The sequence below is a fragment of the Vibrio sp. S457-15 genome (genome assembly GCF_000960545.1).
In the GTDB taxonomy this organism is placed as follows: Bacteria; Pseudomonadota; Gammaproteobacteria; order Enterobacterales; family Vibrionaceae; genus Vibrio; species Vibrio parahaemolyticus.
Window position 1 is genome coordinate 218979 of sequence record NZ_JYOQ01000121.1, and the last position, 16140, is coordinate 235118.

At 50.0% G+C, this 16140-nt stretch carries 11 protein-coding genes; 5 read left to right on the forward strand and 6 right to left on the reverse strand.

Features of this window, described 5'->3' with window-relative positions; translation table 11 throughout:
- The 5 genes from UF05_RS12055 to UF05_RS12075 all read right to left on the reverse strand — a co-directional run bounded on the left by UF05_RS12055 (window position 1) and on the right by UF05_RS12075 (window position 7324).
- Window positions 1–972, reverse strand: a complete 972-nt coding sequence (locus UF05_RS12055) for a FecCD family ABC transporter permease (RefSeq protein WP_045545570.1) — start codon at window positions 970–972, stop codon at window positions 1–3.
- Window positions 969–1928 (reverse strand): FecCD family ABC transporter permease, encoded by a 960-nt coding sequence (locus UF05_RS12060; RefSeq protein WP_374011539.1) that lies wholly within the window; start codon window positions 1926–1928, stop codon window positions 969–971. Before UF05_RS12060 ends, UF05_RS12055 begins: the two co-directional genes overlap by 4 nt.
- Window positions 1929–2002: 74 nt before the next feature.
- On the reverse strand, window positions 2003–2926 hold the full coding sequence (locus UF05_RS12065; RefSeq protein ID WP_045545661.1) for a Fe(3+) dicitrate ABC transporter substrate-binding protein FecB: 924 nt from the start codon (window positions 2924–2926) through the stop codon (window positions 2003–2005).
- Between the two features lie 101 nt (window positions 2927–3027).
- On the reverse strand, window positions 3028–5166 hold the full coding sequence (pvuA, locus tag UF05_RS12070) for a TonB-dependent siderophore vibrioferrin receptor PvuA (protein WP_045545572.1): 2139 nt from the start codon (window positions 5164–5166) through the stop codon (window positions 3028–3030).
- 121 nt (window positions 5167–5287) lie between these two features.
- On the reverse strand, window positions 5288–7324 hold the full coding sequence (locus UF05_RS12075; RefSeq protein WP_045545573.1) for a TonB-dependent receptor: 2037 nt from the start codon (window positions 7322–7324) through the stop codon (window positions 5288–5290).
- A gap of 247 nt (window positions 7325–7571) precedes the next feature.
- Between UF05_RS12075 and UF05_RS12080 the strand changes: the two genes are divergently transcribed.
- From UF05_RS12080 to UF05_RS12100, 5 genes are read left to right on the forward strand one after another with little or no spacing between them, the layout of a single operon-like run.
- Window positions 7572–8783, forward strand: coding sequence for an ATP-grasp domain-containing protein (locus tag UF05_RS12080; protein WP_045545574.1), 1212 nt, complete (start codon window positions 7572–7574; stop codon window positions 8781–8783).
- On the forward strand, window positions 8780–10612 hold the full coding sequence (locus tag UF05_RS12085) for an IucA/IucC family protein (protein WP_045545575.1): 1833 nt from the start codon (window positions 8780–8782) through the stop codon (window positions 10610–10612). The genes UF05_RS12080 and UF05_RS12085 overlap by 4 nt, the downstream gene beginning before the upstream one ends.
- Window positions 10613–10618: 6 nt before the next feature.
- Window positions 10619–11824, forward strand: a complete 1206-nt coding sequence (locus tag UF05_RS12090) for an MFS transporter (RefSeq protein WP_045545576.1) — start codon at window positions 10619–10621, stop codon at window positions 11822–11824.
- Entirely contained in the window at window positions 11796–13625 is a 1830-nt protein-coding gene (locus UF05_RS12095; protein ID WP_045545577.1) for an IucA/IucC family protein, read from the forward strand. The genes UF05_RS12090 and UF05_RS12095 overlap by 29 nt, the downstream gene beginning before the upstream one ends.
- A complete protein-coding gene (locus UF05_RS12100; RefSeq protein ID WP_045545578.1) occupies window positions 13618–14820 on the forward strand; it encodes a type III PLP-dependent enzyme in 1203 nt (400 codons plus the stop codon). Before UF05_RS12095 ends, UF05_RS12100 begins: the two co-directional genes overlap by 8 nt.
- Window positions 14821–14895: 75 nt before the next feature.
- Here the strand turns inward: UF05_RS12100 and UF05_RS12105 are convergent, their stop codons facing one another.
- Window positions 14896–16140 (reverse strand): ABC transporter substrate-binding protein, encoded by a 1245-nt coding sequence (locus UF05_RS12105; protein WP_045545579.1) that lies wholly within the window; start codon window positions 16138–16140, stop codon window positions 14896–14898.

The window sequence follows — 16140 nt, forward strand, 5'->3', positions numbered from 1 at the left end:
TTACCAACCTCGATAACGATACAAAAGAAAAATGAAATATGGTGCGCCAATAACAGAAGTCAGCACACCCGCTGGCAACTCAATTGGTGGCTGTAAGCCTCTCGCTAGACCATCGGCGCAAATCACCAACAGCGCGCCAAGGGTTGCAGAAGCAGGAATCAATAACTTGTGATTGTGACCAAACAGCAAACGCGCAAGATGCGGCGCAAGCAGGCCAACAAAGCTGATAGTGCCTGCCACAGACACGCTGATGCTCGCCAATAGCACGGCAGCAATCAACGCAAGAATTTGGATCTGTCTTGGTTTCGTGCCAAGTGTAGTGGCGCTTTCTTCTCCCAGTCCCATCACATCTAACCGCCATGCCAGCCAAAACGCCAATGGCAGTAGCAGCAATAGAGCACTCCAAATAAACGGCACTTGTTGCCAGTTTCGTCCCCACAAACTACCCGTTAGCCAGACCATCGCCGTATTGATTTCGATAGGGTTCACAATCAGAAGAAAGTCGATACCGCTGGCTAAAAATGCGCTGACAGCAACGCCAATCAGCGCCAAACGCGCAGGTGTTGGCTTCGACCAATAAGCCAGAACAGCAATAAAGCCTGCAGCAAGCAAACCTCCCGCCATAGCGACCATCGGCAACATTGCCACCGGCGCATTCGGATACAACACCAAGCAAGCGGTAGCCGCCAGCCCTGCCCCTGCGCTTATCCCCATTAAATCTGGGGAGGCAAGTGGATTGCGGATGACGCCTTGCACTAAAACGCCTGATAGCCCTAATCCAGCGCCCACGCCAATAGCGAGCAACATTCTCGGCAGTCGATATTGGTGAATCACAAAGTCCGAATCAGAGAAAGAAAACAGCAATGCAAAAACCTGTTGAGCCGACAGATTCGCCGCGCCAACAAACAGCGTGAGAGACGACGCAATCAGCAAAAGCCCAAGCTGTGCCATCAGTTTGGTTTGATTCATCATGATGATTTCCTCATTGCAATCGCGATAAAGCAAGGAGTGCCCAACAGTGCGGTAATCACGCCCACCGGCGTTTCGGCCGGAAAGGCAATCGCGCGTGACAAAACATCTGACCACGTCACCAATGCCGCGCCACACAAAGCGGAAACCGGAATGAGAATGTGATAGTTGTGACCAACAATCGGGCGTACCAAGTGCGGCACTAACAACCCGACAAAGCCAATTGGCCCAGCAATCGCCACGCTAGTACCCGCCAACAGCACAACCGCTAAACCACTGATTAATCGAGTAAGACGAATGTTACCACCCAACCCGACAGCCACTTCGTCCCCCAACGCGAGTAAATTTAAGTTTCGCGCTAATCCCATGGCGAGCACCAAACCTAAAGTCGCAAGAGGCCACAGTTGCAGCCACTGCTGAGAATCTACCGCAGAGAGTGAACCCGTTAACCAATGCAACACGCTGTAAGCCATGTCATCTGCCAAGATTACCGACGCACGAGTCAACCCTATCAGTAGCGCACTGATGGCAATGCCCGCTAACACCAAACGCAACGGGTGAGAACGCGCAGAGAAAAAACCGCCCAACAACATGACCGCACCACCACTTAGTAGCGCGCCGAATACTGCGTTGATGATTGGGTTCAATTGACTAAAGAATGGTGCGCCGATGGAGGCCAAGGCCATAAAACACGCCGCACCAGCATTAATGCCGAGAATGGATGGCGACGCCAAAGGGTTGCGAGTTAACCCTTGCATCAGCACTCCGGATACCGCAAGCGAAGCGCCAATTAATAACCCAGCATAGGTACGAGGCGCACGCAGCGTCGCGAGGATTTGATGCAGCATATTGCCCTCATCAAACGCAAACCAATAGCTTGTCAGATCATTAACGCTCAAAGAAAAGTTGGACCAGCCAATCATTGAGGCTGCATAGCCTGAGAGCGTACACAACGCCATAGCACAGACAAACAAGCTCGCTTTCCAATGCGATTTGCTAACCGAAGACGCGCTTTCCGAGCTTATCGCCGCACTCATGAGCGCTCCAATAACGCTTCAAGGTTGCGGGCAATTTCTTCCGCCGCCAACATGCCACGATTTAATGACCACAGCTCCGGAGAGACTTCGACCAGTTGTCGCTTTTTCGCCGCAGTTAACAGCTTAAATAATGGATTTTTGCGCCATTCATCCACGACATTTGGTTGAGAGTAAAGTCCAACTAGTAACCAATCAGGGTTGGTTTTTAGTAAAAGTTCGAAGCTGGTTGGGATATACGCATTGCGCTCATATGGAGCCAGCGGGCTTTGGATGCCTAGAGTGCTCAAAACGCCACCAGCGTAAGAAACCGGGCTATGCAGCCACATCCCTTTGTCGGAAACCACACCAAACTGAATGGTTTCTTGTGTCGAAAAATGCTGTTTGAACTCTGCCATGGTCTGTTTGTGCTGCTCAATGCGTTGCGTCATTTGCGCTTGCTTGCCAATCGCCACGCCGATTTTCTGTGCAGATTCGAGGTTTTCTTGATATGTCTCACCACGACTTTTTAGTAGCAAGGTTGGCGCAATTCGCTGCAAATCTTGATAAATCGCGCGATGACGTTCTGCATCGGCAATGATCAAATCAGGCTTGAGCACCGCAATCGCCTCTAAACTCGGTTGTGAGCGCATGCCGACCGATTGCCAAGGCTCAATCTTGTCACGAACAGCAGGGATGACTCGTGTGGCATCGTTGTCATCGGCAACGCCTACCGGTGAGACATCGACGGCCGCCAGAGCGTCCACAAACGAAAACTCCAAAACCACAATACGTTGAGGTATCGCTTCTAGCTCAAAAGTGCCTTGCTCATCTTGCACGCTGCGCGCCTGAGAAAATGCGCTAAATGACATCAAAGCTGAGCTCAACAGCATCAGCAAAACGGTTGAAAAGTGTTTGATCGTAAATTGTTTTTTATTTTTCATCTTGCTTTTTTCCAGTGCTAAGAGTTTTCCAGTACCTAAGATCGGCAAAGTCGCCAAGGTAAATTGGCGACTTTTCTTTTCAAACTCGGTGAACGAAACGCTTAAAAGTGATAGTTCAGATCCAGTGTGTAAGAGCGTCCTGGAGCTGGGTACCGACCAACTGGGCTGGTATCAATCCCACGGAAGTAATACTCCTCGTCAAACAAGTTGTTCACCGCAACATTCATGCGTAACTTGCCTTTGTCGTCTTTGTATAAATCCGTCCCCAAGTTGAAGTTCCACACCATGTAAGACGGCACTTTGCCCGTTGCACCTGTTGCGTCTTCGGCACTGGTGTTGGCGTTATCGGTATACGAATCACTGAAGTAGAAGCCCGATAGAGTGGTGTCCATGCCGTAAAACGCGTAGGTCGCATCCCAACCAAGTTGATGTTTAGAGGTGTAAGGCAGCTGGTTACCTTTATTCGCACCTTCTTCTTCAAGCGTGGCATCGAGGTAGTTGTAACTTGCGCCCAAGCTCAGAGCAGGTAGAACTTCAGGCACGTAACGAGCAGAAAGTTCTAAACCTTGGTGAAGTGTTTTTCCGATGTTATCGAAGGTCTGCGTTGAGCTCTGCCATTGCAGTTGGTCTTCAAAATCGATGCGATAAAGTGCAGCGTTAAAGCTGGTCGCATCTTGGGTGTAACGCGCGCCGACTTCGTAGTTCCAAGCCAGTTCGCTGCCTTCTTCACCCAAGCCTCGGATGTAGGCAATTTGTGGCGCACGAAGCGATTTTTGCGCGTTCGCATACGTTACCCACTGATCGGTCACGTTGTATGCCACCGTCAAACCCGGCAGCCATTCGGTCACCTTGTTGTCTGCCGTTTGCTTTTTACCGCGATCGGTAAACGTCATGCGAACCGATTCAACACGCAGCCCTGGCGTTACCTTCAACGTATCATTGAACAAGCCAATCTCGTTGCTAACGTAACCAGCAAACGCATCCGTATCTAAATGCCAATCACGCGGCACTTTGGTTGCGCCACCAGCGATTGGAGTCTGAGTGAGTTTGTAGTCAATGTCTTCGTTAACATAACGAGTACCCACGATCCAGTTTTGGGTAACGGATTTGCCTTCACCAAAATACATCGCCATTTTCGGCTCTATGCCGTACACGGTAAATTCACGTGGAGAGGTACGAACGTCCGTCGCAGGCAGAGCCGGATCCGCCCAATGGCCACCCGCACTGTTAAAGCCCCACTTGAAAAGACGCTCTGATTTGTGACCAAACGTGAGCACTTCTAGCTCGGCACTGTCGGCAAATGGCAAATCGTGGATGTACTTAACACTCCAGCGCGTCGACTTACCTTCATAATCATCGTAAGGACGTTTCGATTGATGACGATCTTGCTCGTAATCTTGTGGCGAAAGTGCGCCCGGCATTTGCGTTTCAGCATCGTAACGTTGCAGGAATGCTTGAATCTCTTGAGTATCACTCAGTAGCCACTGTGCTTTAGCTTGAAAGTTCTTCACGTCCGTATCGGAATGTTCACGGAAGCTTTCGCCTTTTAGAAAGTTACCTTCCAACTGCAGCGCGAATGTGTCGCTTAACCAGCCACCCGTGCGTAGGTAAAAATCATTCAGCGGCGCATCACCACCGTCAAACACGGTAAGGCGGTTGCTGATTTCAGTTTGCCAAGTGTGTGGAATCGGTTTGGTCACTAGGTTGATCACACCACCGACGTTGTTTGGACCGTACTGCACTGCGGCACCACCGCGTACAATGTCAATACGATCAAGCATCGACAGCGTTGCTGGGAAGATAGACTGACCAGTATGACCGTATGGCGCGAGCGTTAGCGGCACACCATCCATCAAGAACTGAGCATGACCACTGCGGCTCGCTTTCAAACCACGTACGGAAATGTTAGGCAAAACGCCCGTTCCGCTTTCATCCTGAACTTTAATACCCGGAACGCGCTGTAGCGCATTATCAATCGAACCCGCTGCGGTTTTCTCAATTTGATCACGGGTAATGACAGTACGAGCACCAGGGTACTCTTTGACGTCTTCAATGTCAGAGTTGCCAATCACGCTGCCAGTGACAACCACCGTTTCCATCACGGTGGTTTCGTTTTTTGCGGCAGGAGCGGCAACCGCGCTCATGGAGGTGGCAGAAGCGATAGCAATCGCGAGCACACTGTAAGTGGTAGACAAACCAGCACGTACACGCACTTTACCATCCAAATTCTGGTAAGACATTAAGGTCTCCTTTGCGAGAAATTGAGCCTCGGGCAGAACATTTCCCGTAGGCTCTCGGGGCTAAAACATCCTCAATAAGAGGCAAAAATCGGCTAACGTGCGCCAACTACGCACAACAAGCCTAGAACTGGTATCCGTAGCTAAGCATGAACTCGGCTGGTGCGCCGTAGCCAATCTGGTTTAGGCCAGACGTGCCGTTTGTTGCGCCAAGAATGTATTTCTCATCCAAAATGTTGTAAGCGTTCGCTTGGATCTTGTGACGACCAGTGGTGTACGCCGCCATCAAATCCACCGTGGTGTAATCGCCAAGTGCGACGGCTTCGTCGTTACCTGCATAACGGTCGCCCACGTATTTCACGCCGCCCCCCAAACGCCAGTTGTCATCCAATTGGTAAGTGCTCCAAAGGGAGAACAAGTGGTCTGACACATCGTTCGGCTTTTTGCCTGTGGCTTTGTCTTCCGCATCCAAGTAGCTGTAACCCAAAGAGATGTCCCACTGTTTGGTGATTTGACCGCGAGCTTCTAGCTCAATGCCTTGGTGACGTACTTCAATTTTGTCGATGACATCGCCGTCTACGTTGGTTTGTGGCTGCTCTTGGTCGATCTGGAACAGTGCCGCATTCAACATTAATGCGTTATCCAGCAGGTACGCTTTCGCCCCCACTTCTTTTAGGTCTGTATGGAAGAATTCCGCCAACTTTGGATTGATGTAGATGCCTGCGTACGGCAACTGCCAAGAGCGCGCTAAACTGGCGTAAACGGAGGTGTCGTAATTGATGCGGTATACCAAACCAGTGCGGTAGCTGACTTTGTCATCGTCCAATTTTTCCTTTCCTGCGCCCGCTTTTTGCTGTTCGAGATCCATCGAGTCGTAACGCACATTACCGATCACAGAAAGGTCGCCCCACGTGTACACATCTTGCACGTACACACCCGTGGTTGTGGTGGTATTGTCACGGAATGGTTTGAAGCCCGGATCGGGTGTTGGGCCCACAACTGGGTTGTAGATATTTTGCGGAGGAAGCGTTTTGTCACTTGCCAACGTCAGGTCGATATCAATTTGGTTGAAATCCGCGCCCAACATCAATTGGTTGTCGTTGGTTTCCCAAATCAGCTCAGATTGCAAAGTGGTTGTAGTACGAGGATCGTAGCCAAAGTTATTCACGGTTTGAGACACTTCATTGCCCGTCACTTTGCCCTGACGCGTGCCTTTTTGCTCAAGTTCGATATGGTTGAACGCCGCTCGGTTGTTCCATACCCATTGATCACTCAAACGCCATTCGTAGTCCACTGCAACGCGAAGACTGTCCGACTCCTGATAATCGTTCGTGCCACCAAAGTAAGTACTCACTGGCAAATCAACTGGCTTGCCATTTTTTGATGGCACACCACGATATGGCACTAATTCTTGATGGGCGTATTCAACGTCAATATCAATCGTGTGACCGTCCGCTGGCAACACTCGAATGGTCGGCGCGATGAAGAAATCGTTCGAATCAACATGATCGACGTAAGAATCGGCCTGACGGTATTCCAAGTTAATACGTCCGTTGACCTTGTCAGAAAATGCCATTGAGCTGTCGACTTGACCAACATACTGGCTGTTGCTGCCCACACTGCCTTTTACGTGGGTGAAGTTATCGCCGTTAGCGCGCTTCGTCACCAAGTTGATGATGCCACCTGCCGAGCCACGGCCATACAGCGCGCCTGCCGGGCCTTTCACAATTTCAACGCGCTCAACGTTCGCCAAACTGCGGTAAGACTGCAACGTACCGTCGTCTCGCATGCCGTCACGGTACATATCATTGAGTGAATCAAAACCACGGATCATGAACTGATCGCGGCTGCCTTCACCCAAGGTGTTATTGACCCCAGCCACCCCATCTAACGCATCCACTAAGCGCACCGCGCCGCGATCTTGCATTTCTGTTTTGGTCACCACCGAGACCGCTTGCGGCACATCAAGCCACTCGACGTCCGTTTTGGTGCCCGATTGAGGCATATGTTCAGCGTAACCTTCGTACTGGTGTCCGTAGACTTGAATGGTTTCGGTTGCCGATGGGGTTGAGTTTGTCTCTTCTGAAGCCACTGCGCTTGGTACCACTAGTGAAGAACCAATCGCGACCGCCAAAGGGGTCAGGGTCAATAATTTATTCATTCCATAATTCCGTTTAGTTGTTATAAAGCCAACGGATAGAAATAAGAACAAATATTATTTACATTTGCAATATTAATTTTATGCTCTATATTTATTTACCCTAAAAACACAAGCAACAACAAAAAATCAAACACAATAACAATAAAGACCAAACCTTCTGCCCCGTAGCCTCGCGAGAGGCACACTGGAAGCCGACTGTGAGCAGACAGTATCAACGTTAGGAAATGTTAGAAAATTAGGAAAGCTCATGAAATCTACGATGATTATCGTAAGTCATGTCGTTAATGATGCAGTCACTCACGGCTTCGTGCCTGCAGCTAAAGCGATGGACCTCCACGTCGTTCTTATCACCGATCACAAGCTCAGCCATTTAGAACTGGCAAGTCGTGATAGTCACTTTAATCCGGATACCATTCTAGAGTGCGATGTCTTCAATCCCTTGGAGATCATCGAAACCATCACTGAGAATGAGTTAAAACCCGACGCTATTTTCAGCAATAGTGATCACTTACAAACTTCCACCGCCATATGCGCACAATTTTTTGGTCTACCGGCCAAAGATTGGTCTGTCACGTTAAAGGCCAAAAACAAACACTTAACTCGACAAGTGTTGAATGAAAAAGCCCTACCCAACACACAAAGCTGTTTGTTGCACCGACATTCGAATGTGGCATTAGGCATGGCCTTCCCTGTCGTAGCAAAACCCAAAGAAGGCGTGGCGAGTTTGGATGTGCAGCGCTGTGACACCCAAAGCGAGCTCGACGCATACTGCGATGCGTTTTGGCAAAAACACCCAAACGCCGCCATTCTGGTGGAGCAATTCCTTCAAGGGCCGTTGGTTACGCTAGAAACTTTAGGAGATGGTGAGCGCCTTATCGCCGTGGGCGGTTTTGATGTGTCGCTCTCTGAACCGCCTTACTTTATCGAAACGGCCGCAGACTGGAACGGACTAAACTGCATTGCTCACCGAGAAGCTTGCTTGGCTCAACTGAAAGCGTTCGGCGTTGGCTTTGGAGTTTGCCACAGCGAATTTATCATCACGGAAAACGGCCCAGTTCTGGTGGAAATTAACTACCGCAGCATTGGGGACGGTCGCGAATTCTTGCTCAACAATCTCGCTCACTTCGGTTGGTTTAGCACAATTTTGGGTCTGCATTTGGGCCGAAGATTGGACGGCGATTACCAAATTCATGGCTCAGCACACGTGCACTATGTGGTTGCGGAGCACAGTGGTGTGATTGATGGAGATTCGACCTCCTTCATCCAACACGATGGCGATGTCATCACCCAGCAACAGGTACTAAAAACCGCGGGAGAACTCTTCCAACAGAGTTATTCCAACAAGGATTATCTCGCCCGAATTTCGATTGTCTCGCCATCGGGGCGAAACCTCGACCAAGCACTGCAGAACGCGCTTAACAATTTCAATCTAGCTCCGACTCGCGAGGTGGCAGCATGAATCACAACGCTTTATACCTAACCCAACGATTGATCGATACTTGCCTGCGCGAAGACATGTTTGGCATTTTATCGAACGCCAAGTTCAGTAGCGCCGCACCAAAAGGGGTAATTGTTCCTCAACGCGAGCAAGTCTGGCTAACCTTTGATAATCCGGATTTCACGCTCTATTTACCTGTTGTGCCAACGTATTACATGCAGCATTGGTGTTACGGCCAAACCAATGGCGAAGCGCCGCTAGGTTGGTGGGTGGAGAAAAATGGCCAAGTCGAGCATCAGCAGCATTATCAAGAGTGGATTGCGCTACTAACGACACTTGCGCATGAGAGCTCTCACGAATTGTTGGCGGGGTATCTTCAAGAACTGGAATGCGCAGAGAAACACAAAGCACTGTGTGACCAAGCGTTTCGTCACCACGCCGACCACATTTCTCAACCAATATCCAAGCTTGGCTCTTGGCATAAAAAGCTACTGCTTGCCGACCAGATTGCTTCTTACCTTGACCACCCGTACTATCCAACTGCGCGGGCGAAGTTTGGTCTGAGCGATGAAGACCTTGCTAAGTACGCGCCCGAGTTCGCACAAAGCTTTGCTCTGCATTGGATTGCGATTGAAAAATCACTGGTGACATTAACCAGCGAACAACCTGATTGCTGGCCAACAATGGAGCAAGTGGGGCTTCCTGCTGATTTTGCACTGAGCCACGTACTGTTCCCTGCGCATCCGCTCACCCTTCGCTCTTTAGAAGCCTTACCCGAAGGCATGATAGAAGCGCCGTTTATGTACCTAGACGTGACGCCAACGCTTTCCGTTCGTACTGTGGTCGTCAACGACGCGCCGCATATTCACATCAAAGTTCCGCTGATCATGCGATCGCTAGGCACGAAAAACATTCGCTTAATCAAGCCTTCAACACTGTATGACGGCCACTGGTTTGAACGCCTACTCAGCCACCTTGAGCAAACGGACGCCGACTTAAACACTCGCTTGTTCCATTGCAACGAAAAACACGGTGGACACGTCGGTGAGGATAAAACCTTCGCGTACATCGTACGTGAGTACCCACTTACTCATTGCAAAGACAAAGCGTTAGTTCCGGTTGCCGCACTGGCAAGCCCAATGCCTGACGACCGCTTGTTCTTAGAACATTTGGCAGAGCAGTACTATCAACAAGATACGCTGGCGTGGTACCAAGATTACGTCGACCTATTATGCCAAGTGCACCTCACCTTGTGGCTTCGTTATGGCATCGCATTGGAGTCCAACCAGCAAAACGCCATCGTTGCATTTGATCAACAGGGCAAAATGACGCTCGCGATGAAAGACAACGACGCGGCGCGAATTTGGCCTGAGCGCTTTCACTTTGCTACAGAGCATGCTGCCCAAAAACACGGCGTAGGAACAACTCCCGTGGATTGTGATGAACTGCTCGACCAACGCATCAAAGTCGACAATGAATTGGCGCTCGGTCAGATGTTTACCACCATCACATTACAACTGGATATTGCAGCGATTGTAGAAGCCATGGCTGCGAAGGGCATTGCCTCTTCAGCATCGCTTTACGCCATCGTGGCCAAAAGCATTGCAGAGCAACTCAACCGATTAGAAGGCGAAGGGTTAGAGACAAAACTGGCACGCGAGTTACTGCAAGAAGCACCTGATTTGTACGCCAAGTACTTGTTGAGCTCTGGCAGTTTGCTCTCGAAAGAAGCCTCTGGCGCGAGCGACATCAATAAGTTCTATGGTTTGTCGGCTCCGAACTTCTTGCTGCTTTCTAGCGAAGAAGCGCAACGCGCCTACTTAGAAGCCATCAAAAAAAGCGTACGTTAAACGATTATGACCAAACTCATCTACAGTGTGTTGTTGTGCCACTTTATCGCTGCGTTTGCCGCGTTAGGTATGCCGCTATTTCTACCCGTCGTGTTGCCAACGTTAGGCGCAAGCATTGATGCAGACTGGGCAGGTGTGTTGTTTATCCTACCCACGTTTTGTACTGCGTTGGCAGCGCGATTTTGGGGCAACTTTGCTGATCGCTACGGTCGCCGCCGCTCACTCTTGCGCGCGCAACTTGGCCTTGCAGCAGGGTTTGCGCTGTGCGGCTTGGCAGACAACCTCGCCATGTTTGTGTTTGGTCTTATTGTTCAAGGAACCTTTGGCGGCACCATGGCCGCCTCGAACAGCTACTTATCTAGTCAAATTAAAGAAGCCAAAACACTCGGCAAGTCACTCAATAAAACCCAACTATCTGCTCGCTTGGCGCTGATCGTTGCGCCCATAGGGCTCGGCTGGAGCTTGTCAGAGACCAACCCGCTCAACGCATACCTTTGGTTATGCGTTTTGCCTTTAATTGCTATGGGCATCACGCTAACACTGCCTGCGGATAAACCCGCCGAACAAAACCTCGAAAAGCCAAACTCAGAATCTCAGCAAGAACAACCTGTTGCAAAGAAAAACGCAATGCATGCCATTCGCTGGATCTTCTTTGCTCAGTTCGGGTTTGCGTTTTCTATGGTGGTGACCTTTCCTTATTTCTCGCCGTTTGTGCAGCAATATGGCATCAATAACCACGCATGGATCGGTTTTATGTACGCACTGCCGCATGGCGTCTATCTGTTGCTGGCAGGCAAAATCCACGTGTTGTCAGATGGGCTGAATCGCCATCAACCGCTGCGCACGTTGTGGCTTGGGTTTGCATTGCTTGCCGTGAGCTCTGCCTTGCATTTAATTGCGTCCGAAACCGCACTCATTGCTGCGAGAATTATCTTCGGCATCGCGATGGTGTGTTGTTATCACGGATTGCATCAGCATCTTGCGAGCAATCTGGATCGCAAACTCAGTGGCAAAGTATTTTCTCGCTTTGATGCCATGTCCAAATGGGGTGGCGTGGCGGCGGGATTTTGCGCTTCTTTCATTTCTAGTTTGGGGCTACTTGAGGTTCCTTTCCTACTTTCTGCGATAGTCAGCGTAATCACCTTGATCGCACTGGTTCTCCATTCAAAATTTGGAAATCAACATGTTACAAACTCAATCCTCTCAGACTAGCGAGTTGCACGCGCATGATGTGCAGCTCAATCGTGAGAAAGCCCAACTCAACACGATAATGGGTGTTCTTAATTGTTACTTACGTGAATTTGCGCTACCGAATCAACAAGTGGAATGGCACTACCAATCGACATCGCTACCCCAAACATTAAAACGCAACTATTCCGCGCAACAACGCGTAGCCATTCATCTGTCTCAACAAAATGGCGTGCTGGTTTTGCCGATTCACTACGCGAGCAAACTGGGCAAAATCAAATTGGCAGAACTGCCGTGGGCGAAAATGCCGGGATCTGGTTGGGCGAAATTGGATGCCACGCAAACTCTTACGCTTTTGCTTAACTATCTCAAGCAGGTGTTGGCGATCCCATTTAACCATGAGCTGATCGAACAACTGGAAAATAGCGTGCTGGTTACCGAGCAGTTTCTCAACGTCGCGCCCAAATCGCATCACAACGAATTTATCGCTTCGGAACAATCTCTGATTTGGGGGCATACTTTCCATCCGACCCCGAAAAGTCGTTCGGGCGTCACCATGGATGATCTCTTGGCGTTTTCTCCAGAAGTTGGCGCGCAAGTGCCGTTGTACTGGTTTGAAGTGGATACGTCCCTACTTGATGTGCTGAGTTCTGACGGAGAAGCTAACCCTGCGCAGCGCATGCTACAACAGCTCGCGCCACAACACGCCACCAGCAATGGGAAGACCCTCTACCCTTGCCATCCTTGGGAAAGCTACACCATTTTGAGCAATCCAAGCGTGAAGCGTGCCATTGAGCAAGGCAAGATCACGCCACTGGGTTTAGGTGGTGAAAAGATGCAGCCGACCTCTTCGGTTCGTACCCTCTACCACCCAGACATGGACTGGTTTGCGAAATTCTCCATCAACGTACGATTAACCAATTGCGTGCGCAAAAACGCGTGGTACGAACTCGACAGCGCCGTGCAGCTTACGTCGATTCTCAAACCGATTCGAGAAAACGAACAGCTGCACAACCCGGTGTTTAAAGTGATGACGGAGCCTTACGCCACCACGTTGAACCTTGAAAGTGTCGCTGAGCGCAATTGGGACGACAACACCAAAGCACGCGAATCGTTTGGGATTTTGTACCGCGAAAATTTCTCGCTGAGCGAAGTCGACATTTTAAAACCAACCCTCGCTGGCGCTCTGTTTGCTTACGACAAAAACGGCAACAGTTGCATTGCTCAACGCCTTAAAAACAAAGCGCGTACAACGCAAAATCGCTATTCCGACATCGCGACACTGTGGTTCGAACGCTATTTGCATTGCCTGATCCCAGGTGTGTTTAACTACTACTTCAAACACGGGGTAGCATTTGAGCCACATTTGCAAAACACCCTGATTGGCTTTGAGCAAGAGATGCCGTGTTGTGTTTGGATTCGTGATTTGGAAGGCACTAAATTACTGCCGGAGTTCTGGCCAGCAGAAACATTAACTGATTTGTCTGAACGCGCGCGACAATCGGTTTACTACAGTCGCGAACAAGGCTGGAATCGCATCGGATACTGCACCTTTATCAACAACATCAGCGAAGCGATTTTCTTCATCGCAGAAGGTGATGAGCCACTAGAGCAAACGCTGTGGAATGCGGTGCAAAGTGCCATTGCGCGTTGGCAATCAGTGAATGGAAAACAGCCGGAACTAGAAGCGTTGCAGAATGGCGGTCACTTCCCAAGCAAAAATAATTTCACCACGCGTTTGATGCAAAAAGCCGATAAGGAGTCGGGCTATACCCAAGTCGCCGCGCCTTGGCAGCAACACGAAAAAGGAGCGCAACATGTCTAATTCACTCTCCCTACCGACACGCGTTAGCCAGCAAGTTCACACGCTCGCACAGCAGCAAAATCAACCCTTGTGCGCGTACGTGTATGACCTAAAAGCCTTAGGAGAACACATCAAACAACTGCGTCACGTTTTGCCGAAAAATGTCGAGCTATTTTACGCAGCCAAAGCCAATCCATCAGGCCCTATTCTCAAAACGCTCGCGCCGTATGTCGATGGTTTTGAAGCGGCATCTGGCGGGGAGTTGACACACCTCCACCAGCAACAACTCGATAAGCCATTGATCTTCGGTGGCCCAGGAAAAATGCCAAGTGAATTGCAACAAGCGATTGAGCTGGATGTTGATGCAATTCATGTCGAAAGCCTCACCGAGCTGCAACGCATTGGAGCAATAACCGAGCGCCTCAACCGCCCTGCTTCGATCTTTTTGCGTATGAACATTGATATTGGCGACATCACGCTCAGCAAGTTGGCGATGGGCGGCAAGCCAACTCCTTTTGGTTTGGACGAGTCCGAACTGAGTAATGCTTTAATGTTGCTGCGCGATTTCCCGCAAGTGTCACTGAAAGGTTTCCATTTTCACTTGATGTCGCATCAGCTTGATGTTGAACGTCACTTAGCGTTAATGCAGCGCTATTTCCAAGTCGTGAAAACGTGGCAACAAGAGTTTGAACTCGGTGAGCTGATGATCAACTTGGGCGGCGGCATGGGCATCAACTACCAAAACCCTGAGCAACACTTTCCGTGGATGGAGTTTTGCGACAAGTTGGAATTCCTCATCGCTAAAGAGCAAGTGCAACATTGGACACTGCGTTTTGAATGCGGACGGTTCATCACGGCGGCATGCGGTTATTACGTAATGGAAGTGCTGGATATTAAGCAAAATCTTGGCGAAAACTTTGTCATCGCACGCGGAGGAACCCACCATTTCCGCACGCCAGCAGCGCAGAGCCATGATCATCCATTCGTCATCCTGAAAAGCGAGCAACACCATGAGATTTCTCATCCAATTCAGCATGCACAAGCGACCTTTGTCGGCCAGCTTTGTACGCCCAAAGATGTGCTGGCACGCAATCAACACGTCGCCCACGTCGATATTGGTGATTATGTTGTGTTTACCTTAGCGGGCGCGTATGCGTGGAACATCTCCCATCAAAACTTCTTGATGCATGAACCGCCGATCTTCTACTATTTTTAAACGGCATACTTCGCTTCATTCAAGCCCCCAATCATTGGGGCTTTTTTATTCCATCTCAGCACAAATTCATTGCCATTAACCGCTTTGCGAAATAGCAATAATGCGTTTTATCAGCTCGTCGGGTTCCATCTTGGGATTGCGGTAAAAACGGAAGATTTCCGAGTTTATCGCTTGCTGAGCAACCGGATTGACCGCCATCGAATCAATCATACTCGGCACAGCGAGGTTGTGTTTAACGCCGTAATGAAAATCTTGATATGACTGGACCTGACACGGATTAAAATCGCTGATGTCGATATCGGTGCGTACCGGAATCGAGCCTTTTACCTTATTGAACTTGGCTTGAAACTCGACGTCTGCCAGCGCGCTTGCGGTTTGCTGAGCAGCCTCGGCAGAAAACGACTTGCTCGACATAAACACCAAACTGTCCATGTTGTAGAGGAATACACCATCGCTGTCCGGCGTTGGGTAACAGCCGACCTCTTGCGGAACCGAGACTTGATTGGCGAGCAGCTCACCCAAAATCCAATCACCGCCGATTTGAAACAGCGCTTGACCGTCGGCTAACGCTTGGGTCGCCGTATCCCACTTACTGTCGGGTAATTGGTTGTCGATCAACAAACTCAGGCGGCGAAATTGCGTCAACGCTTGGCGCAGGGTATCGCTGTCGATGCTGTCTCGCTCAAGTTTAACCATTGCATTGGTGTAGAACTCAACGCCGCCAGTGGAGATCACTAAGTTCTCGAAAAGTTGGGCGACTTGCCACGGCTGCTCACCGACTGCGATCGGCACGATGTCATTTTGCTTGGCGAGCTCCATGGCAGCGAACATCTCTTGCCAGTTTTTCGGCGCGGAAAGATTCAGTTGTTTAAGTAGCTTGTGATTGACCCACAACCAGTTCAAACGGTGCAGCGTCAGTGGCAACGCAACGTAGCCATTCTGCGTCTTGTTGATTTCGATAGACAGCGGGTAGAGCACCTCATCCCAGCGCTGCTCATCGGCAACCGCGCTAACGTTGTGTAAAATGCCGATGGCATCCCAAGCTTTAATACTTGGCCCTTCGATTTGCGCGAAGCTCGGTGGATTACCCGCCAGCGCGCGTGCTTGCAGTACCGTCATCGCGCTGTCGCCGCCACCGCCTAGCACCGGGCTTTGCAGCAGTTCAATGTCGTGTTGTTTCAGCTGCGCTTTAAGGGTTTGCAGCGCTTGCTGTTCGCCGTCAGAAGTCCACCAATGTAAAAACTCTACTTCTTGTGGCGGTTCAGCGTGAGCGAAGCAAGGGGCAAGCAGCAATGGGAACAAGAATGCCAGTTTGTTCAT

Bases quoted from the DNA above. Each gene is read 5' to 3' on its own strand.
- UF05_RS12100 (WP_045545578.1), top strand. From the start codon at position 13,618: ATGTCTAATTCACTCTCCCTACCGACACGCGTTAGCCAGCAAGTTCAC.
- UF05_RS12080 (WP_045545574.1), top strand. From the start codon at position 7,572: ATGAAATCTACGATGATTATCGTAAGTCATGTCGTTAATGATGCAGTC.
- UF05_RS12095 (WP_045545577.1), top strand. From the start codon at position 11,796: ATGTTACAAACTCAATCCTCTCAGACTAGCGAGTTGCACGCGCATGAT.
- UF05_RS12060 (WP_374011539.1), bottom strand. From the start codon at position 1,928: ATGGCGTTGTGTACGCTCTCAGGCTATGCAGCCTCAATGATTGGCTGG.
- UF05_RS12085 (WP_045545575.1), top strand. From the start codon at position 8,780: ATGAATCACAACGCTTTATACCTAACCCAACGATTGATCGATACTTGC.
- UF05_RS12075 (WP_045545573.1), bottom strand. From the start codon at position 7,324: ATGAATAAATTATTGACCCTGACCCCTTTGGCGGTCGCGATTGGTTCT.
- UF05_RS12105 (WP_045545579.1), bottom strand. From the start codon at position 16,140: ATGAACAAACTGGCATTCTTGTTCCCATTGCTGCTTGCCCCTTGCTTC.
- UF05_RS12090 (WP_045545576.1), top strand. From the start codon at position 10,619: ATGACCAAACTCATCTACAGTGTGTTGTTGTGCCACTTTATCGCTGCG.
- pvuA (WP_045545572.1), bottom strand. From the start codon at position 5,166: ATGTCTTACCAGAATTTGGATGGTAAAGTGCGTGTACGTGCTGGTTTG.
- UF05_RS12055 (WP_045545570.1), bottom strand. From the start codon at position 972: ATGATGAATCAAACCAAACTGATGGCACAGCTTGGGCTTTTGCTGATT.
- UF05_RS12065 (WP_045545661.1), bottom strand. From the start codon at position 2,926: ATGAAAAATAAAAAACAATTTACGATCAAACACTTTTCAACCGTTTTG.